Source organism: Klebsiella sp. C283 (genome assembly GCF_048822555.1).
GTDB lineage: Bacteria > Pseudomonadota > Gammaproteobacteria > Enterobacterales > Enterobacteriaceae > Klebsiella > Klebsiella quasipneumoniae.
In genome coordinates this window covers 130,878-147,095 of record NZ_JBMEZS010000007.1, presented here as the reverse complement: position 1 = coordinate 147,095, position 16,218 = coordinate 130,878, and the positions used below count along the sequence as shown (strand labels likewise).

The 16,218-nt window shown below is 53.6% G+C and carries 12 protein-coding genes and 1 pseudogene; 1 reads left to right on the top strand and 12 read right to left on the bottom strand.

Annotation, left to right across the window (positions count from 1 at the left end; genetic code table 11):
• Window positions 1-16: 16 nt before the first annotated feature.
• From lspA to ACOI7Z_RS15230, 4 genes and pseudogenes are all read right to left on the bottom strand, one after another.
• The gene (gene lspA / locus ACOI7Z_RS15245; RefSeq protein ID WP_086075193.1) at window positions 17-517 is read right to left on the bottom strand and encodes a signal peptidase II; all 501 of its coding nucleotides are present in this window, start codon (window positions 515-517) and stop codon (window positions 17-19) included.
• On the bottom strand, window positions 517-3,333 hold the full coding sequence (gene ileS, locus ACOI7Z_RS15240) for an isoleucine--tRNA ligase (RefSeq protein ID WP_087848877.1): 2,817 nt from the start codon (window positions 3,331-3,333) through the stop codon (window positions 517-519). Before ileS ends, lspA begins: the two co-directional genes overlap by 1 nt.
• A 43-nt stretch (window positions 3,334-3,376) precedes the next feature.
• Window positions 3,377-4,315, bottom strand: a complete 939-nt coding sequence (gene ribF / locus ACOI7Z_RS15235; RefSeq protein WP_004204236.1) for a bifunctional riboflavin kinase/FAD synthetase — start codon at window positions 4,313-4,315, stop codon at window positions 3,377-3,379.
• 7 nt (window positions 4,316-4,322) lie between these two features.
• A pseudogene (locus ACOI7Z_RS15230) lies at window positions 4,323-4,528 on the bottom strand (DUF2575 domain-containing protein); the annotation flags it as partial.
• Window positions 4,529-4,644: 116 nt separating this feature from the next.
• On the opposite strand from ACOI7Z_RS15230, the gene rpsT reads away from it, so the two are divergent.
• Window positions 4,645-4,908 (top strand): 30S ribosomal protein S20, encoded by a 264-nt coding sequence (gene rpsT, locus ACOI7Z_RS15225; RefSeq protein ID WP_002887965.1) that lies wholly within the window; start codon window positions 4,645-4,647, stop codon window positions 4,906-4,908.
• Between the two features lie 109 nt (window positions 4,909-5,017).
• Here the strand turns inward: rpsT and nhaR are convergent, their stop codons facing one another.
• From nhaR to dnaK, 8 genes are all read right to left on the bottom strand, one after another.
• The gene (gene nhaR, locus ACOI7Z_RS15220) at window positions 5,018-5,914 is read right to left on the bottom strand and encodes a transcriptional activator NhaR (protein WP_023291923.1); all 897 of its coding nucleotides are present in this window, start codon (window positions 5,912-5,914) and stop codon (window positions 5,018-5,020) included.
• A gap of 54 nt (window positions 5,915-5,968) precedes the next feature.
• Window positions 5,969-7,144 carry a Na+/H+ antiporter NhaA gene (nhaA, locus tag ACOI7Z_RS15215; RefSeq protein ID WP_087848862.1) on the bottom strand — a complete coding sequence of 392 codons (1,176 nt, stop codon included), beginning with the start codon at window positions 7,142-7,144 and terminating at the stop codon, window positions 5,969-5,971.
• A 171-nt stretch (window positions 7,145-7,315) separates the two neighbouring features.
• The gene (locus ACOI7Z_RS15210) at window positions 7,316-8,584 is read right to left on the bottom strand and encodes a cytoplasmic protein (RefSeq protein ID WP_087848861.1); all 1,269 of its coding nucleotides are present in this window, start codon (window positions 8,582-8,584) and stop codon (window positions 7,316-7,318) included.
• Window positions 8,585-8,611: 27 nt separating this feature from the next.
• The gene (locus ACOI7Z_RS15205; protein WP_087848876.1) at window positions 8,612-9,811 is read right to left on the bottom strand and encodes an anaerobic sulfatase maturase; all 1,200 of its coding nucleotides are present in this window, start codon (window positions 9,809-9,811) and stop codon (window positions 8,612-8,614) included.
• Window positions 9,812-9,910: 99 nt separating this feature from the next.
• Window positions 9,911-11,404 (bottom strand): sulfatase, encoded by a 1,494-nt coding sequence (locus ACOI7Z_RS15200; protein WP_049014573.1) that lies wholly within the window; start codon window positions 11,402-11,404, stop codon window positions 9,911-9,913.
• Between the two features lie 20 nt (window positions 11,405-11,424).
• Window positions 11,425-12,192 carry an outer membrane protein OmpK gene (locus ACOI7Z_RS15195; protein WP_065883321.1) on the bottom strand — a complete coding sequence of 256 codons (768 nt, stop codon included), beginning with the start codon at window positions 12,190-12,192 and terminating at the stop codon, window positions 11,425-11,427.
• A 602-nt stretch (window positions 12,193-12,794) separates the two neighbouring features.
• On the bottom strand, window positions 12,795-13,928 hold the full coding sequence (gene dnaJ / locus ACOI7Z_RS15190) for a molecular chaperone DnaJ (protein WP_002887955.1): 1,134 nt from the start codon (window positions 13,926-13,928) through the stop codon (window positions 12,795-12,797).
• Between the two features lie 87 nt (window positions 13,929-14,015).
• Complete coding sequence (gene dnaK, locus ACOI7Z_RS15185; protein WP_023291917.1) at window positions 14,016-15,932, bottom strand: molecular chaperone DnaK; 1,917 nt, start codon at window positions 15,930-15,932, stop codon at window positions 14,016-14,018.
• Window positions 15,933-16,218 lie beyond the last annotated feature (286 nt).

The window sequence follows — 16,218 nt, the reverse complement described above, 5'->3', positions numbered from 1 at the left end:
CACCCGGCATTAACATTTACGCCTGCTCTTTTGCGGTCGGTTTCGGCAGGAAGCCTTCCAGCACAATCATCGCCGCGCCGATGCAGATAGCGCTATCGGCGAGGTTGAAAGTGGCGAAGTGCCAGTCGCCGACGTAGAAGTCGATCATATCGACCACAAAGCCATGCCACAGGCGATCGAACAAGTTGCCCAGCGCGCCGCCGATAATCAGGGCGTAGGCAATATTGTTCAGCTTTTGCGTCGCCTTCGAACGGTACATCAGCACCGTCAGCACCAGGCAAATGCCGATGGCGATCCCGGAAAAGAACCAGCGCTGCCAGCCGCCGCTGTCGGCGAGGAAGCTAAAGGCCGCGCCATAGTTGCGGGCATAATGCAGATTAAGCGACGGGAACAGCGGAACCGTCTCCCCCAGAGCGAAGTTCTGGAGGATCAGGAATTTGCTGCCCAGATCGATAATCAGCACGGCTACGACCACCCACAGCCAGCGTAGCCCCGTTGAACAGATCGATTTACTCATCAGGCGAATTTACGTTGCTCGCCGTCACCGGCGACGTTGCTCACACAGCGTCCGCAGATTTCCGCGTGTTCCGCCACCTTGCCGATATCGGTGGTGTAATGCCAGCAGCGCGGGCATTTCTCACCTTCAGCTTTGCTCAATGCGACTTTCAGCCCTTTGAGCAGTTCGCTCTGCTGGGCATCAGCAGGCGCGCTCGCATAGTCTGCGACGTTCGCCCCGGAGGTCAACAGGACAAATCGCAATTCATCGCCCAGTGCGTTGAGCTTAGCGGCCAGATCGGCATCAGCATACAGCGTCACCGAGGCTTCCAGCGAGCCGCCGACTTTCTTATCCGCACGCGCCTGTTCGATCACTTTGTTGACTTCGCCACGGACTTTCAGCAGCTCATCCCAGAAGCCGTCATTCATCGCTTCGTTGTCGGCCAGACCGAAGAGACCTTGATACCATTCGCCGGTAAAGACGTATTTCTCACGCTCGCCCGGCAGGTAACCCCAGATTTCGTCCGCGGTGAAGGACATGATCGGCGCCATCCAGCGCACCAGCGCTTCCACGATGTGGAACAGCGCGGTCTGGCAACTGCGACGCGCCACGCTGTCCGCCCTGGCGGTGTACTGACGGTCTTTGATGATGTCGAGGTAGAACGAGCCCATCTCAATGGAGCAGAAGCGCATCAGGCGCTGCACCACTTCGTGGAAGTCGTAGGATTCGTAGGCTTTCAGGATATCTTCCTGTGCCGCCTGCGCGCAGCCGACCGCCCAGCGATCCAGCACCACCATCTCTTCCGGTTTGACCATGTCTTTTGCCGGATCGAAACCGTTCAGGTTGGCCAGCAGGAAGCGCGCGGTGTTACGGATACGACGATAGCTGTCCGCGGCGCGTTTGAGGATCTCGTCAGAAACCGCCATTTCGCCAGTGTAGTCGGTGGAAGCCACCCACAGGCGCAGGATATCGGCGCCCAGCTTGTTCATCACGTCCTGCGGGCTAACGGTGTTGCCGATAGACTTGGACATTTTGCGGCCCTGACCATCGACGGTGAAGCCGTGGGTCAGTACCTGACGATATGGAGCTTTGCCTTTCATCGCCGTGGAAATCATCAGAGAGGACATGAACCAGCCGCGATGCTGGTCGGAGCCTTCCAGATACATATCGGCGGCGTGACCGGCGAATTCCGGACGCACGTCAACCACGGAAGAGTGGGTCGACCCGGAGTCAAACCAGACGTCGAGGGTATCCGGCACTTTCTCGTAGCTGGCAGCGTCATCGCCAAGGATGTCGCGGGAATCGAGATCCCACCATGCCTGGATGCCGTCGACTTCAACACGCTTCGCGACTTCTTCCATCAGCTCAAGGGTACGCGGGTGCAGTTCGTGAGTTTCTTTATGCACGAACAGCGACATCGGCACGCCCCAGGTACGCTGACGGGAGATGCACCAGTCAGGACGGTTGGCGACCATCGATTCGATACGCGCCTGGCCCCAGTCCGGGATCCATTGCACGCCTTTGATCTCTTTCAGCGACTGCGCGCGCAGACCTTTCTGATCCATGCTCACGAACCACTGCGGGGTGGCGCGGAAGATGATCGGCGACTTGTGGCGCCAGCAGCACGGATAGCTGTGCTGCATTTTTTCCACATTCAGCAGCGCGCCGCGCTCACGCAGCATCTCAACGATGATATCGTTGGCTTTGAAGACGTTGATACCGTCCAGAGACGGATAGGTGCCTGGCAGATAAGCCCCGTCCGGGCCAACCGGGTTAGCGATTTCCAGACCGTATTTCTGGCTGATCGTGTAATCGTCCGGACCGTGGCCGCCGGCGGTATGCACCGCACCGGTACCGGCATCCAGCGTCACGTGGTCGCCAAGGATCGCCGGCACGTCGAAATCGAGGAACGGATGCTGGAAACGCATCAGTTCAAGCTCGGCGCCGTTCACCGCCGCCAGGATGGTGTAATCGGCCGCGCCAACGCGCTTCATCACGCTCTCAACGAGGTCTTTCGCCAGGATCAGCGCCTGGCCGTCCACCTGCACCAGCGCATAGTCGAACTCTGGCGACAGGGAGATGGCGCGGTTAGCCGGCAGGGTCCACGGGGTGGTGGTCCAGATAACCAGCGACACCGGGCCGTTGACGTCGGCGACGCCGAATTTCGCCAGCACCGCGGCTTTATCTACCGCGTGGAACGCTACGTCGATGGATGGAGAAGTCTTGTCGTAATACTCCACTTCCGCTTCCGCCAGCGCGGAACGGCAGTCTACGCACCAGTGCACCGGCTTGGCGCCTTTATGCAGGTGGCCGTTGCCGATGATTTTACCCAGCGCGCGAATGATGTTGGCTTCGGTTTTGAAGTCCATGGTCAGATACGGATGCGACCAGTCGCCCAGCACGCCGAGACGGATGAAATCTTTACGCTGACCCTCGATCTGCAGAGCGGCATATTCGCGGCACTTGGCGCGGAATTCTGCGGCGGTGAACTTCTCGCCCGGCTTGCCGTATTCCTGCTCTACTTTCAGCTCGATCGGCAGACCGTGGCAGTCCCAGCCCGGAACGTAAGGCGAGTCATAGCCCGTCAGTCCTTTGGACTTAACGATAATGTCTTTCAGAATCTTGTTAACCGAGTGACCAATATGAATACTGCCATTCGCATAAGGAGGGCCATCATGCAGAATGAAGGTTTTTTTGCCTTTTTTGGCTGCACGAATGATGCCGTACAGGTCATCATCGGTCCAACGCGCCAGCATTCCCGGTTCGCGTTTGGCGAGGTCGCCACGCATAGGGAACCCTGTTTCCGGCAAATTCAGGGTCGATTTATAGTCACTCATCAGATTCTCGGTTCCGTATTTCGGTTTGATAAACACCAGTGGCTCAGGCCTGGCTGGTCAGCCCAAATAATTCGCGGGCCGTTAACTCATCACGTGCGATTTGCGCCTTCAGCTCGTCGAGCGACGCAAACCGCTGCTCATTACGTATCTTTTTACGCAGTACTACATTGATATGGCGACCGTAGAGGTCCATTACAACGTCCAACAGATGCACTTCGAGCTGCTGACGCACGCCCGCTACCGTTGGACGGGTGCCAATATTGGCGACGCCGGCGATCGGTTTGTCGCCCAGCCCTGTCACTTCTACCGCATAGACCCCTTTAACCGGGGAAACCTGACGACGCAGCGGTAAGTTCGCCGTCGGAAAACCTATGGTACGGCCCAGTTCGTCGCCATGCACGACGCGCCCGGAAATGCTAAACGGATGGCCGAGCAGCGTCTCCGCCAGCAGGAGATCGTCATCGGCCAGCGCCTGACGCACCGCCGTGCTGCTGATCCGCACCCCGCCTTCGCAGAAGGTTTGGGTGCTGGTGACGTCGAAGCCGTATTCCGCCCCCGCCTTTTGTAATAACAAGAAATCCCCCTGGCGACCAGCGCCAAAGCGGAAATCGTCACCGACGGCAAGGAACTGCACGCCCAGGCGGCGCACCAGTAGTTCACTGATAAAATCCTGCGCCGTCAGCGCGGCGAACCGGCGGTCGAAGCGAACGCACAGCACATAGTCGACCCCGCTTTCAGCCAGATAGCTCAGCTTTTCACGCAGGCGGGTCAACCGCGCCGGGGCTTTATCGGCGGCAAAGAGCTCGAGCGGCTGGGGTTCGAAAATCATCACCACCACCGGTAAACCGCGCTGGCGGCCCTCTTCGCGCAAGCGCTGCAGCAGCGCCTGATGCCCACGATGCACGCCGTCAAAATTGCCAATGGTCAGCACGCACCCGTGCGGGGCCTGACTGAGATTATGTATGCCGCGTATCAGCTTCATGTCTGGCTCAAAACAGTGAAAATCGTCCGAGTATACCTTGTACAACTGTCAACGTTAACCAGCGATTGCTCCTCGGCAACGAAAGTTCTCAGGAATTCATTCACTCAGCGCGAGTCAGCGGGAAAACCGCCCGCCCCCGGCGATTTTTATGGTGGAAAAGCTGTATTCGCCTGCGACAAGCTGGTAGAATCTTGCGCCATCACTACGTAATGAAGCGCTGTGGTGTTAAACGGCGCTTATTTGCACAAATCCATTGACAAAAGAAGGCTAAACGGGCATATTCCTCGGCCTTTGAATTGTCCATATAGAACACATTTGGGAGTTGGACCTTGGCTAATATCAAATCAGCTAAGAAGCGCGCCGTTCAGTCTGAAAAGGCTCGCAAGCACAACGCTAGCCGTCGCTCTATGATGCGTACTTTCATCAAGAAAGTATACGCAGCTATCGAAGCTGGCGACAAAGCTGCTGCACAAAAAGCATTTAACGAAATGCAACCGATCGTGGACCGTCAGGCTGCTAAAGGTCTGATCCACAAAAACAAAGCTGCGCGTCATAAGGCTAACCTGACCGCTCAGATCAACAAACTGGCTTAATCGCTGCTTGTTGTCGCTTTGTGAAAAAACCCGCGAAAGCGGGTTTTTTTATGCCTGTCATCTTTCCCGTCCTGGCGCGACCTGAGCCACGCCAGCCCACGCTTTCCGGCTATCTGGGTTCAGTAAACAGCGACGAATAATCGCGATTGCAGATGCGCTGTACCGCCGGATGCTGAATCATCCGTTCGGCGAAAATGGCGTGATACTCCTCCATCACGCTATCCATGCGGCCAATTTCGACAATCGATTCATCATGGTAGAAATCATGCGCGTAGAGCGTCGGCGCGACAAAAATCGCATTATGCGCGGCGCCGAAGGCTTTCATGAGCGCCGCGTCGTCAAACTCGCCGAGGATCTCCACCTTCAGCCCCTGCACGTTAATCCAGTTCAGCAGCTTACGTCCCAGCATCGAGCGTCGACCAGGGATCAGCAGCCGTCGCTCTTCAAGACAGGCCGGGAACGGCTTCATTGGCGCCGGGTTCATGCACCAGAAGCTGACGCTGCACTCGCCAATCTTCACCGAAAACAGCCCTTCCTGCTGCGTCGAGTCGATCGGGCAGTCAGAGATAATCATATCGAGCTTATGCTGGCTCAGCTGCTCGAGCAGCAGCTCATGGGTGGATTCAAAACAGCGCAGATGGATCTGCTCGCTTTCGACAACGGCGGCATCCAGTACGCCGCTGACCAGCCGTTTCGATAGCGCATCGGCCACGCCGACGTCAAACAGCAGATTCGACTCTTTGCGGTAGTTGACGATGTCGAGCATCTCCTGGCTCAGGGTAAACATCCGGTCGGCGTAGCGAAAGACCAGCTCCCCGAGCTCGCTCGGCTCCAGCCCTCTTCCCTTGCGCTTAAATAACTTTCCCTGCAGACGCTCCTCCAGCGCTTTGATCTGCCCGGTAATGGTTTGCGGCGTCAGAAACAGCGCCTCCGCCGCGCCCACGACAGACCCTTCTTTATAGACGTGCCAGAAGTAGTACAGATGGTTGTAGTTGATATGTGACATGCTTCTCTCCCTGATAATGTCCAGGAGAGCCTGGCAGGCCCTCCTGCAGAAAGGTTATACCGCGAGGCGAGTATCCGTTACGCGCTGACGCAGTATGAGGTAGCCGGTAACAGCTGATACCACCGATCCAATTAAGATGCCAAGCTTGGCCCAGTTGATTAACGCGGGATCGACATTGCCGAAGGCCAGCGTGGCGATAAAAATCGACATCGTAAAGCCAATCCCGCACAGAATGCCCACCGCCATAATCTGCCGGCAGGTGGTCCCCTCCGGTAGCGAGGCCCACTTCAGCTTCAGGGCCAGCCAGCAGAACAGGCTGATCCCCAGCGGCTTACCGATAAACAGGCCGGCCATGATACCCAGGGGCAGCAGCGACGTCAGTCCATCAAGCGTAACCCCCCGCAGCGAGACGCCCGCGTTGGCGAAGGCAAACAGCGGCAGGATCATAAACGCCACCCACGGATGCAGGACATGCTCAAGCACTTTAGCCGGTGACTGACCCTGCTTCTCCTGGAGCGGGATCATAAAGCCGACGATGACCCCGGCAAGCGTCGCGTGAACGCCGGACTTCAGCACCGCGGTCCACAGCACCGCACCGACCAGAATATAGATCCCGGTGCGTCGCACGCCGCTCAGATTCAGAACCACCAGCACCGCAATCGCCGCCGCCGCCACGCCCAGCGAGAGCATTGACAGGTCGTGGGTATAAAACAGCGCGATAATCACGATAGCCCCAAGGTCATCAATAATCGCCAGCGCCATCAGGAAAATCTTCAGCGCCGTCGGGACGCGGCTGCCTAACAGCGCCAGCACGCCGAGGGCAAAGGCAATATCCGTCGCCGCCGGGATCGCCCATCCCTCTCTGGCGACAGGATCCTGAGCGTTAAAGGCCAGATAGACCAGCGCCGGGACGATCATCCCGCCGAGCGCGGCAATCACCGGAAAGACCGCCTGACGGCGACTCGCCAGCGAGCCCTGAATCAGCTCGCGTTTGACCTCCAGGCCAATCAGCAAGAAGAACACCGCCATCAGGGCATCATTGATCCATAGCAGCATATTCTTGTTGATCTCCAGCGCCCCCATCCGCAGCTGTACAGGCGTATCAAGGAAGGAGTGATACAGACCGCTGGTCACGCTGGTATTGGCCATGACCATCGCCAGCGCCGCGGCGATGATTAAGACAATGCCGCCGGAAGCATCGCTACTGAAGAATCGTTGCAGATGTTTCACTTTTACTTTCATCCTGTTGGTGAATAACTCGATAAAAGTATAATACACAGACTGATAACTCGAAAAAATCAGATTTAAGTTGCGCTAATGCTCGATTTTTACGAGTTAAAGAGGAGGGATAAGACAATGATAGACTGGGCAGCAAAAGGCCAGGCGTTGACGAAAGCAGAATTAACCGCGCAGATCGTCCCACATTTTCTGTCTTTTATTATATTCATATTTCAGACAATCCAGCGTCACGGTCACGTTCGCCGGAGACAGGCGATTTAGCTGCGGCAAAAAAGGATGCGCGTGCAGGTATTGAATAAATTTCGTCGCGCCATTTAACGTGGCGTGCCGCAGATTGGCCGTTTTTTTATTGCCGGTTAGGTTACAAACCGCCATCGCATAGTCCCGTGTAGAGAAGGTCCGCCAGACATTGTTGCGGTTCCCTCCGCCCATAAACAGGCGCGGCGGGATATCATGCAGCGGCGGCGTCATACCTCGCTCTCTGACAAATGAGATATGGCATCGCCCCTGTTGAACCTGCTGCAAATTCGCCATCAGGCAGCCACCCAATATAAAACATTCCTGATCGATGTAGTGTTGAATATTGAGGGAACGTGCATCTGTCAGTGTTTTGACTAATTCAAAATGGCGATAAGCCGGCAATACGGGTTTGACCAGCATCCCCGGATCGTTTTTGTATAACGCCGCCGGTCCGTAATCCACATCAAAAAGCGTTGCGCGCCGCATCGTTATCGCTTCTTTCCGTTGCACAAGATGTACCAGCGTACCGGGCGGCAGGCGCTCTTCGTAATAAGAGTGGTATTGATACTCCGTTTCAACGGGCTGGAGTGAATAATTGGTTGTTACGGATATAATCCGACCGGTAGTCTCCTCGGCGGTGACCAGCACATACAGAAAATTGTCACCGCCGTTAAATTTAACCCGAAAAGCGCGGGTGCTGAGGGTAATGTCGAAAGCGGGAAAGGCAAACTCACGTTCCGCCTGATTTGCCCTGCGGGATAACTTCTGTAATTCACGGCTTAGTCCGGTACTGTCTAACGCAAGGGCGGATCGGATATCCGCCAGCGAAGCCCCATCCTGGATGAGTGCGGCAAGATAATCCTGGCGCGGATCGGTTTTATATCTGACGGGATAAAGAAATGTTTTATGGCACTGCTGGCAGCAGACGCGTGGCTCCCCCTGCGCGGAAAAGCCATACTTTTTTAGTGAGACGCCGCCGCATCCGGGGCAGGATTTTATCAATCCTTTCCATACCCGATTTACCGACTGGCGAAAAAGATTCAGCGATCTTGCCGAAATCACAGGAAAAGGAAAACCACATGCCCTGCATAACACATTTTTCCCCTGGTTCTGGTAATCGGGGCTGTTCAACACGCCCAGGTTTTTGCAGCCTGGCGTTTTGCAACTATCGACATTAACCTGAGAAAACATGATTAACTCCCTGTGACGGTATGATTTTCAAACAAATATTGATTTTATCTCTGCCGGTGAAAAACCATTCTGATGGAGCGTTTTCATGGCGCTCATTATTACCGCGCTATGCGAAAAAAATGCCTTATAACCCGCGCACAAATAGTTGTGGTTTCTCTCGCCCGTCGCGGATAGCAAGAAGCGGTGCTTGGGGCAGCCGCCGTAGCAGGCAAATTGCCACTGACAAGAGCGACACTCCTGCGCCATTGAGTGGCTTTTATCATCACCAAACTGCTGGTTTTGCGCGCTATTATTCATCGCATGTAGCGTTGTATCCTGAATATTTCCCAGCCTGTACTGCGGATAAACAAAATGATCGCAGTTATAAACGTCGCCGTTCATCTCCATCGCAAACGCGCTGCCGCAGGTTGGCGCGAATACGCATACCTGGGGAGGCAACCCACACCAGGCGGCAAGCGTCTGTTCAAACATCTGTATGCCTATGTCGCCAATGTCTTCGCGGACCCATACATCAAAAATAGCGTTAAGAAAATGGCCAAACTGTAGCGGATCAACCGACCACGGCATCATTTTTGTTTGCCTGTCCTCAGGGTGCGCCAGCCCAAGGCCGCTCTTTTCGCTGCTTCTTTCCACCAAAGGGATAAATTGCATATAACGGCTGCCGATGCTCTTCAGATAGCGATATACCTGAAGCGGATGGCGCATATTGCTCTGATTAACAACCGTCAGCGTATTAAATTCAACGCCGTGGCGGTGCAGACATTGTATGGCCTGTTCAACTTTCGCATGCGTCGCTTTTCCCGAGCGCGTAACGCGCCATTCGTCATGCAAGGCTGCATCGCCGTCAATGGAAATACCGACCAGGAATTGATTGGCCCGAAAAAACTCAGCCCATTGGTCGTCGATCAAAATGCCGTTCGTCTGGAAGGTATTCACAATCGTTTTTCCCGCAGCATAACGCTGCTGGAGTTCGATCGCCCGGCGATAAAAAGGTAGCCCCATCAACGTCGGTTCTCCGCCCTGCCAGGCAAAAATCACCTCATCAACCTCTTGCGCGGCAATATGTTGTTTAATGAAGCGTTCCAGCATCTCGTCTGACATTCTGTAGTTGCGCTTTCGCTCCGGGTAGAGCTTTTCCTTTTCCAGATAGAAGCAGTACTTACAATCAAGATTGCATACTGAACCTGTCGGTTTAATCATGACCTGACAGCTCTTTCTTCGCATGATCGCTATATCCATCCCAATAAAAAGAACCTGATTCAGTTTAAACACCGAATCAGGCGGGCATCGCCCTAAGTGGCATACTACGGTTTTATGGTTATTCGGTTAGCCCCAGGTGACCGGCGTCGGCTTATCGCCACGGGCTTTCATTAACGAATCGTTATCGATGTCTGCTTTATACTTCAGGAACTTATCGTACAGTTGTTTCTCAATATCCGGCCGTTTGCCAATCTGATTGAGCGTTTCGTAACGGTCGGTCTTCAGGTTGTAGAGATACTTCGGTTTATTTTCACGATCGATGATCATTTTCCAGTCGCCATCCCTGATCGCCCACTCATCGGTTGGATCGTCCTGGAATGGCATATCAACGCCGAAGATCAACGGCTTATTACGCTCCAGCGGCTTCTGTTCCAGCAGCGGAACCAAAGACTGGCCATCGTACGTGCGATCGTTCGGGAGTGTAAAATCCATCATCTTCGCCAGCGTCGGCATCCAGTCAAGACCGGAAACCGGCGTATCCGTCACCATCCCCTGCGGCAGATGTTTGCCATATTTAATAATCGCCGGAACGCGGATGCCGCCTTCCCACAGATTATCTTTACGGCCACGCAAACCATCGGTCTCACCCGCCAGGTTCAGCTCATACACCTTACGCGCCTCACGCGTTACCGGGCCATTGTCACTGGTGAAAATCACGATGGTGTTGTCTTCTTCGCCCATTGCCTTAATTTTATCCAGCACTTTACCGACCTGAGCATCCATGTAACTGATGTTCGCGTAGTACTCCCCCGTACCACGCCACGGTTTATCAGCCCAGTCGCCATAAAACAGATCCGGGTGCTGTTTTTGGTACGCGCTCATATATTGCGAGTACATATCGAGATATTTCTTCGGCGAAGCCAGCGGGCTGTGCACCTCAGTAAACGCGACATATAAGAAGAACGGCTTATCATCTTTCTTATTATCCAGCCAGTTCACCACTTCAGAGCTGACAAATTCACCGCTCATTTTATCTGCGCGACCAATTCGTTGCCCATTGCGTAGCCATCCTGTCGGATGCACCACCCCGTAGCGAGGACGCTCTTTGGCATTATCCAGCGTGGAATCCGTGACAAATCCCGCCGGATTCACCAGACTGTAATCAAACCCCATATCTTTTGCCTGGGGTTGATCGGTACGATCTCCCCCTGCATTCAGGTGCAGTTTGCCCATCATCGCCGTGTCATAGCCCTGCTGTTTCAACAGATTGGCGATGGTCAGTTCATTACGCCCTAATGCAACATCTTTGCCTTCCGGGATCCATGAGCGAATACCGGTACGAAATGGCATACGACCGGTTAACAGACCCGCACGGGAGGGAGAGCACAGCGGCGCAGGCGCATAATAATCGGTGAATTTCACCCCTTCCTGCGCCAGTTTGTCGATATTCGGGGTTTTGACAATGGGATGTCCATAAGTTGCAAGATCGCCATACCCTAAATCATCAGCCAGAATAATAACCAAATTAGGACGCTTTTCTGTTGCGGCATGTGCTGTTGACAGCGCGCTCCCGGCACATAGCGCCAGCCCAATCATACTGGCAACAACTGTTCTTTTCATTTTAACTCCTTTGACATTTTTTAAAATTCATACCCAACCATATAAATCATTTGATCGCCAAAGCCGTCATAACCTAATTTGTTTTTAAAATAACGCCAGGTTACCGTTGCCTTCCAGCGAGGATAAAACTTCCAGGCCAGCGTTAAACCGCCATTAATGCCATAATCACCGTGTTGCTGTTCCGCGTAGGCGTCATTTCGCTCAAATTCAATTTCATTCCAGTCTGACAGAACAAATTTCTCGTCAAACAGTGTGAAGTTATAAGCTGCCGTCCAGCCCAGCACATACCCGTTCCAGCCGCTTGTTTGTCCATATTTTGGCGAAACATAATCACCCGACTCATTGTGGAGTCCGAGGTAAGGTTTAAAGAATCCCCATTTCCCGGACCATCCCAGATAACCAAGACCATAAAACATGTCCAGATCATCCCCCCACGTATTTTCCCACTGGCCATAAATCTTGCCAAAGAGCGTATAGTCAGAGCCAAAAAGGCGAACATGCGTCATCGCTGAAACCGTATGGTTACGCCCCGCGACAGAATGGTTGAGTACATTACTTTCAAAAAAAGAATAGAATTCAGCTTCTTTAAAATTGACGCCAAAATCAGCTGTGGCTTTCCAGACTTCACCACGACCTACATCGACAAAGCCGCTGTTCCAGTCAGCATAACCTGCATTAATCGATCCAAAAGAATATTGGTAGTCCAAAGATGCTTGTACGGAGTGACTAAAGCCCGAGGATGCTGCAAGTATCGTACAAGCCAATAGCGTATTTTTTATCCGAGGCATTGAAAGTATTTCCCAAAGTTATAATTCGTCCATAGCCATACACTACTTTTCTGCGGCGCTTATTGTTAGCGAAACACACCGTCAAAATAGTGATGAAAATCTCATATCAAAAGGGACGATGGGTATTATCAGGCATGTGTCAAAATATGTTGTTTTAGTGAGGGTAAGTTATTATTTATAAATATCCGGCACGATCATAACGCACTTGTCTGTTACCTATTTTTGTCATAACTGGCGCGTAAGGACGTTATTGATATGAGCGACGTCCGACAATACCCATTTGGGCAACCACAGATGAAACGTTCGGGCTTTATCCTGGATGATTAAGACATAATGCCCCAGCAACATCGAAATGACCAGACCATCAATTATTCATGTTATAAATAATAAAGCCCTATTGAGATTAACTGCACATATATTAAATGCATGTAGGTTATGCCATAAGGGAAAAATAAATCAATGGGAAGAACGCTGTTAATACTCCTGATTCAATAAAATAAAGATTCTGAATCAAAGAGTTAAATTAATGGATGCATCAAGAACAAATAAAAAAGCCTGGGATTTCTCAATCTCAGGCTTTTTATCAGCAATGACGGAAATGATTAACGAGTCAAATCATCAAAAAACTTCTTCACACCGTCAAAGAAGCTTTTCGAACGCGGGCTGTTGTTTTCCCCGGTCGGGCCGCCGAAGCTTTCCTGCAGCTCCTTCAGCAGCTGCTTCTGCTTCTCGTTCAGCCCCACCGGCGTCTCCACCACCACCCGGCACAGCAGATCGCCCTGCGCGCCGCCGCGAACGGATTTCACGCCTTTCCCACGCATGCGGAACAGCTTGCCGGTCTGGGTTTCACCCGGAATTTTCAGGTTGACGCGACCGTCGAGCGTCGGGACCTCAATCTCACCGCCCAGCGCAGCCATGGTGAAGTTGATCGGCACTTCGCAGTACAGATTATTACCTTCACGCTCAAAGATAGCGTGCTGCTTCACCTGAACCTGAACGTACAGATCCCCTGCCGGTGCGCCATGCTCGCCGGCTTCGCCTTCGCCCGCCAGACGGATCCGGTCGCCGGTATCCACGCCCGCCGGGATTTTAACCGACAGGGTTTTGGTCTTCTCAACGCGGCCGTGACCATGACATTTATTGCACGGATCTTTAATCAGCGTACCGCGTCCCTGACAGTGCGGACAGGTCTGCTGTACCGCAAAGAAGCCCTGACGCATCTGTACCTGGCCCGCGCCATGACAGGTTGGACAGGTCTGCGGTTTGCTGCCTGCTTTGGCGCCGCTGCCGTGGCAGACGTCGCACTCTTCCAGCGTCGGAATACGGATCTCTTTGGTGACGCCACGAACCGCTTCTTCCAGCGTCAGCTCCATGTTGTAACGGAGATCGGCGCCGCGCGCCGCGCGCTGCCGGCCACGTCCGCCGCCAAAGATATCGCCGAAAACATCGCCAAAGATATCGCTGAAGTCCGCACCGCCGCCAAAACCGCCGCCGCCGCCCATGCCGCCCTGCTCAAAGGCCGCATGGCCGTACTGATCGTAGGCCGCACGCTTCTGGGCATCAGTCAGGATTTCATACGCTTCTTTGATTTCTTTAAATTTGGCTTCGGCCTCTTTATCACCCTGGTTGCGGTCCGGGTGATACTTCATGGCCAGGCGCTTATAAGCCTTTTTGATTTCACGCTCTTCCGCTGTTTTGGAGACGCCTAAAATCTCGTAGTAATCTTGCTTTGCCATCGGTGTTTTTCAGCCCCTTAACATGCGTGCACGGGCGGAGAGGAAACCTCTTCGCCCGTGCCAGTGTTTTACCCGTTCAAAGGGCGATTATTTTTTATCTTTCACTTCTTCGAACTCAGCGTCGACAACATCGTCGTCTTTCGCGTTGCTCGCCTGAGCGTCAGCGGAACCCGCCTGCTGCTGAGCATGCTGCTGCTGGGCGATTTCCATCAGCTTCTGGGAAACCTGCGCCAGCGCCTGCATTTTCGCTTCGATGTCCGCTTTGTCTTCACCTTTCAGCGAAGTTTCCAGCGCGGTCAGCGCAGACTCGATGGCAGTTTTGTCGTCAGCCGGCAGTTTATCGCCTGCTTCTTCAACCTGCTTGCGAGTGCTGTGCAGCAGATGGTCGCCCTGGTTACGGGTCTGTACCAGCTCTTCGAACTTACGGTCAGATTCGGCGTTAGCTTCCGCTTCGCGAACCATTTTCTGAATTTCTTCTTCATTCAGACCGGAAGACGCTTTGATGGTGATCTTCTGCTCTTTACCGCTGTTTTTGTCTTTCGCGGAGACGTGCAGGATACCGTCAGCATCGATGTCAAAGGTCACTTCGATCTGCGGCATGCCGCGCGGCGCCGGGTTAATGCCATCCAGGTTGAACTGACCCAGAGATTTGTTATCAGACGCGCGTTTACGCTCACCCTGCAGCACATGGATGGTAACCGCGGACTGGTTGTCTTCAGCGGTAGAGAACACCTGGCTGTGCTTGGTCGGGATAGTGGTGTTTTTGCTGATCAGCGCAGTCATCACGCCGCCCATGGTTTCGATACCCAGCGACAGCGGGGTCACGTCGAGCAGCAGAACGTCTTTCACATCACCGGTCAGTACACCGCCCTGAACGGCAGCGCCGATCGCCACGGCTTCATCCGGGTTAACGTCTTTACGCGGTTCTTTACCAAAGAACTCGGCCACTTTTTTCTGCACCATCGGCATACGAGTCTGACCACCAACGAGGATGACGTCGTTGATATCGGAAACGGACAGACCGGCATCCTGCAGGGCTACTTTCAGCGGCTCGATGGAACGGTTGACCAGGTCTTCTACCAGGCTTTCCAGTTTCGCACGCGTCACTTTGATGTTCATGTGTTTCGGACCGGTCGCGTCTGCCGTGATGTACGGCAGGTTAACGTCGGTCTGCTGAGCAGAAGAGAGTTCAATCTTCGCTTTCTCAGCGGCTTCTTTCAGGCGCTGCATCGCCAGCGGGTCGTTGCGCAGGTCAATGCCCTGATCTTTCTTAAATTCATCAACGAGGTAGTTGATCAGACGGGTATCGAAGTCTTCGCCGCCCAGGTGAGTATCACCGTTGGTCGCCAGTACTTCGAAGGTTTTTTCGCCATCAACTTCGTCGATTTCGATAATAGAGATATCGAAAGTACCACCACCGAGGTCGTAAACCGCTATCGTGCGGTTGCCCACTTCTTTATCCAGACCGTACGCCAGCGCGGCCGCGGTCGGTTCGTTGATGATACGTTTGACTTCCAGACCGGCGATACGGCCAGCATCTTTGGTTGCCTGACGCTGCGCATCGTTGAAGTAAGCCGGTACGGTGATTACCGCTTCAGTTACCGGTTCACCCAGGTAATCTTCAGCCGTTTTCTTCATTTTTTTCAGCACTTCAGCAGAGATCTGCGGCGGTGCAGTTTTGGTGCCCTTCACATCCAGCCATGCGTCGCCATTGTCTGCGGCAACAATTTTGTATGGCATGATAGAAACGTCACGCTGAACTTCTTCGTCCTGGAAGCGGCGGCCAATCAGGCGTTTAATCGCAAACAGGGTGTTTTGCGGGTTTGTCACTGCCTGACGTTTAGCCGGCTGACCAACCAGAGTTTCACCATCCTGGGTATAGGCAATGATAGAAGGCGTGGTGCGATCGCCTTCGGCGTTCTCCAGCACGCGTGCAGTAGTGCCATCCATAATCGCTACACAAGAGTTGGTAGTACCCAGGTCGATACCAATAATTTTACCCATCTAAACGTCTCCACTAAAAATTCGATCAACATGTGGTTGTGAACCTGTAATAAGGGCGAAACGTGCGGTTTCAACTGCCCAGACATCATTTTTTTTCAGGTTCTTCACTGCGGTTGACTACAAGATGGGGTCGCCCACCCCGGCATCAAGGGGCAAGCAGAAAAATTTTTTGTCGGAGGCCAGCCGACGCCCTCGCCCGCTGCCGTCGATGGCTTAGCAAACGATGTTGTCGGGCGGCAAAAAAGATGGCGAAACACCCATACAAGTAACGAATAAAAAAAACCGA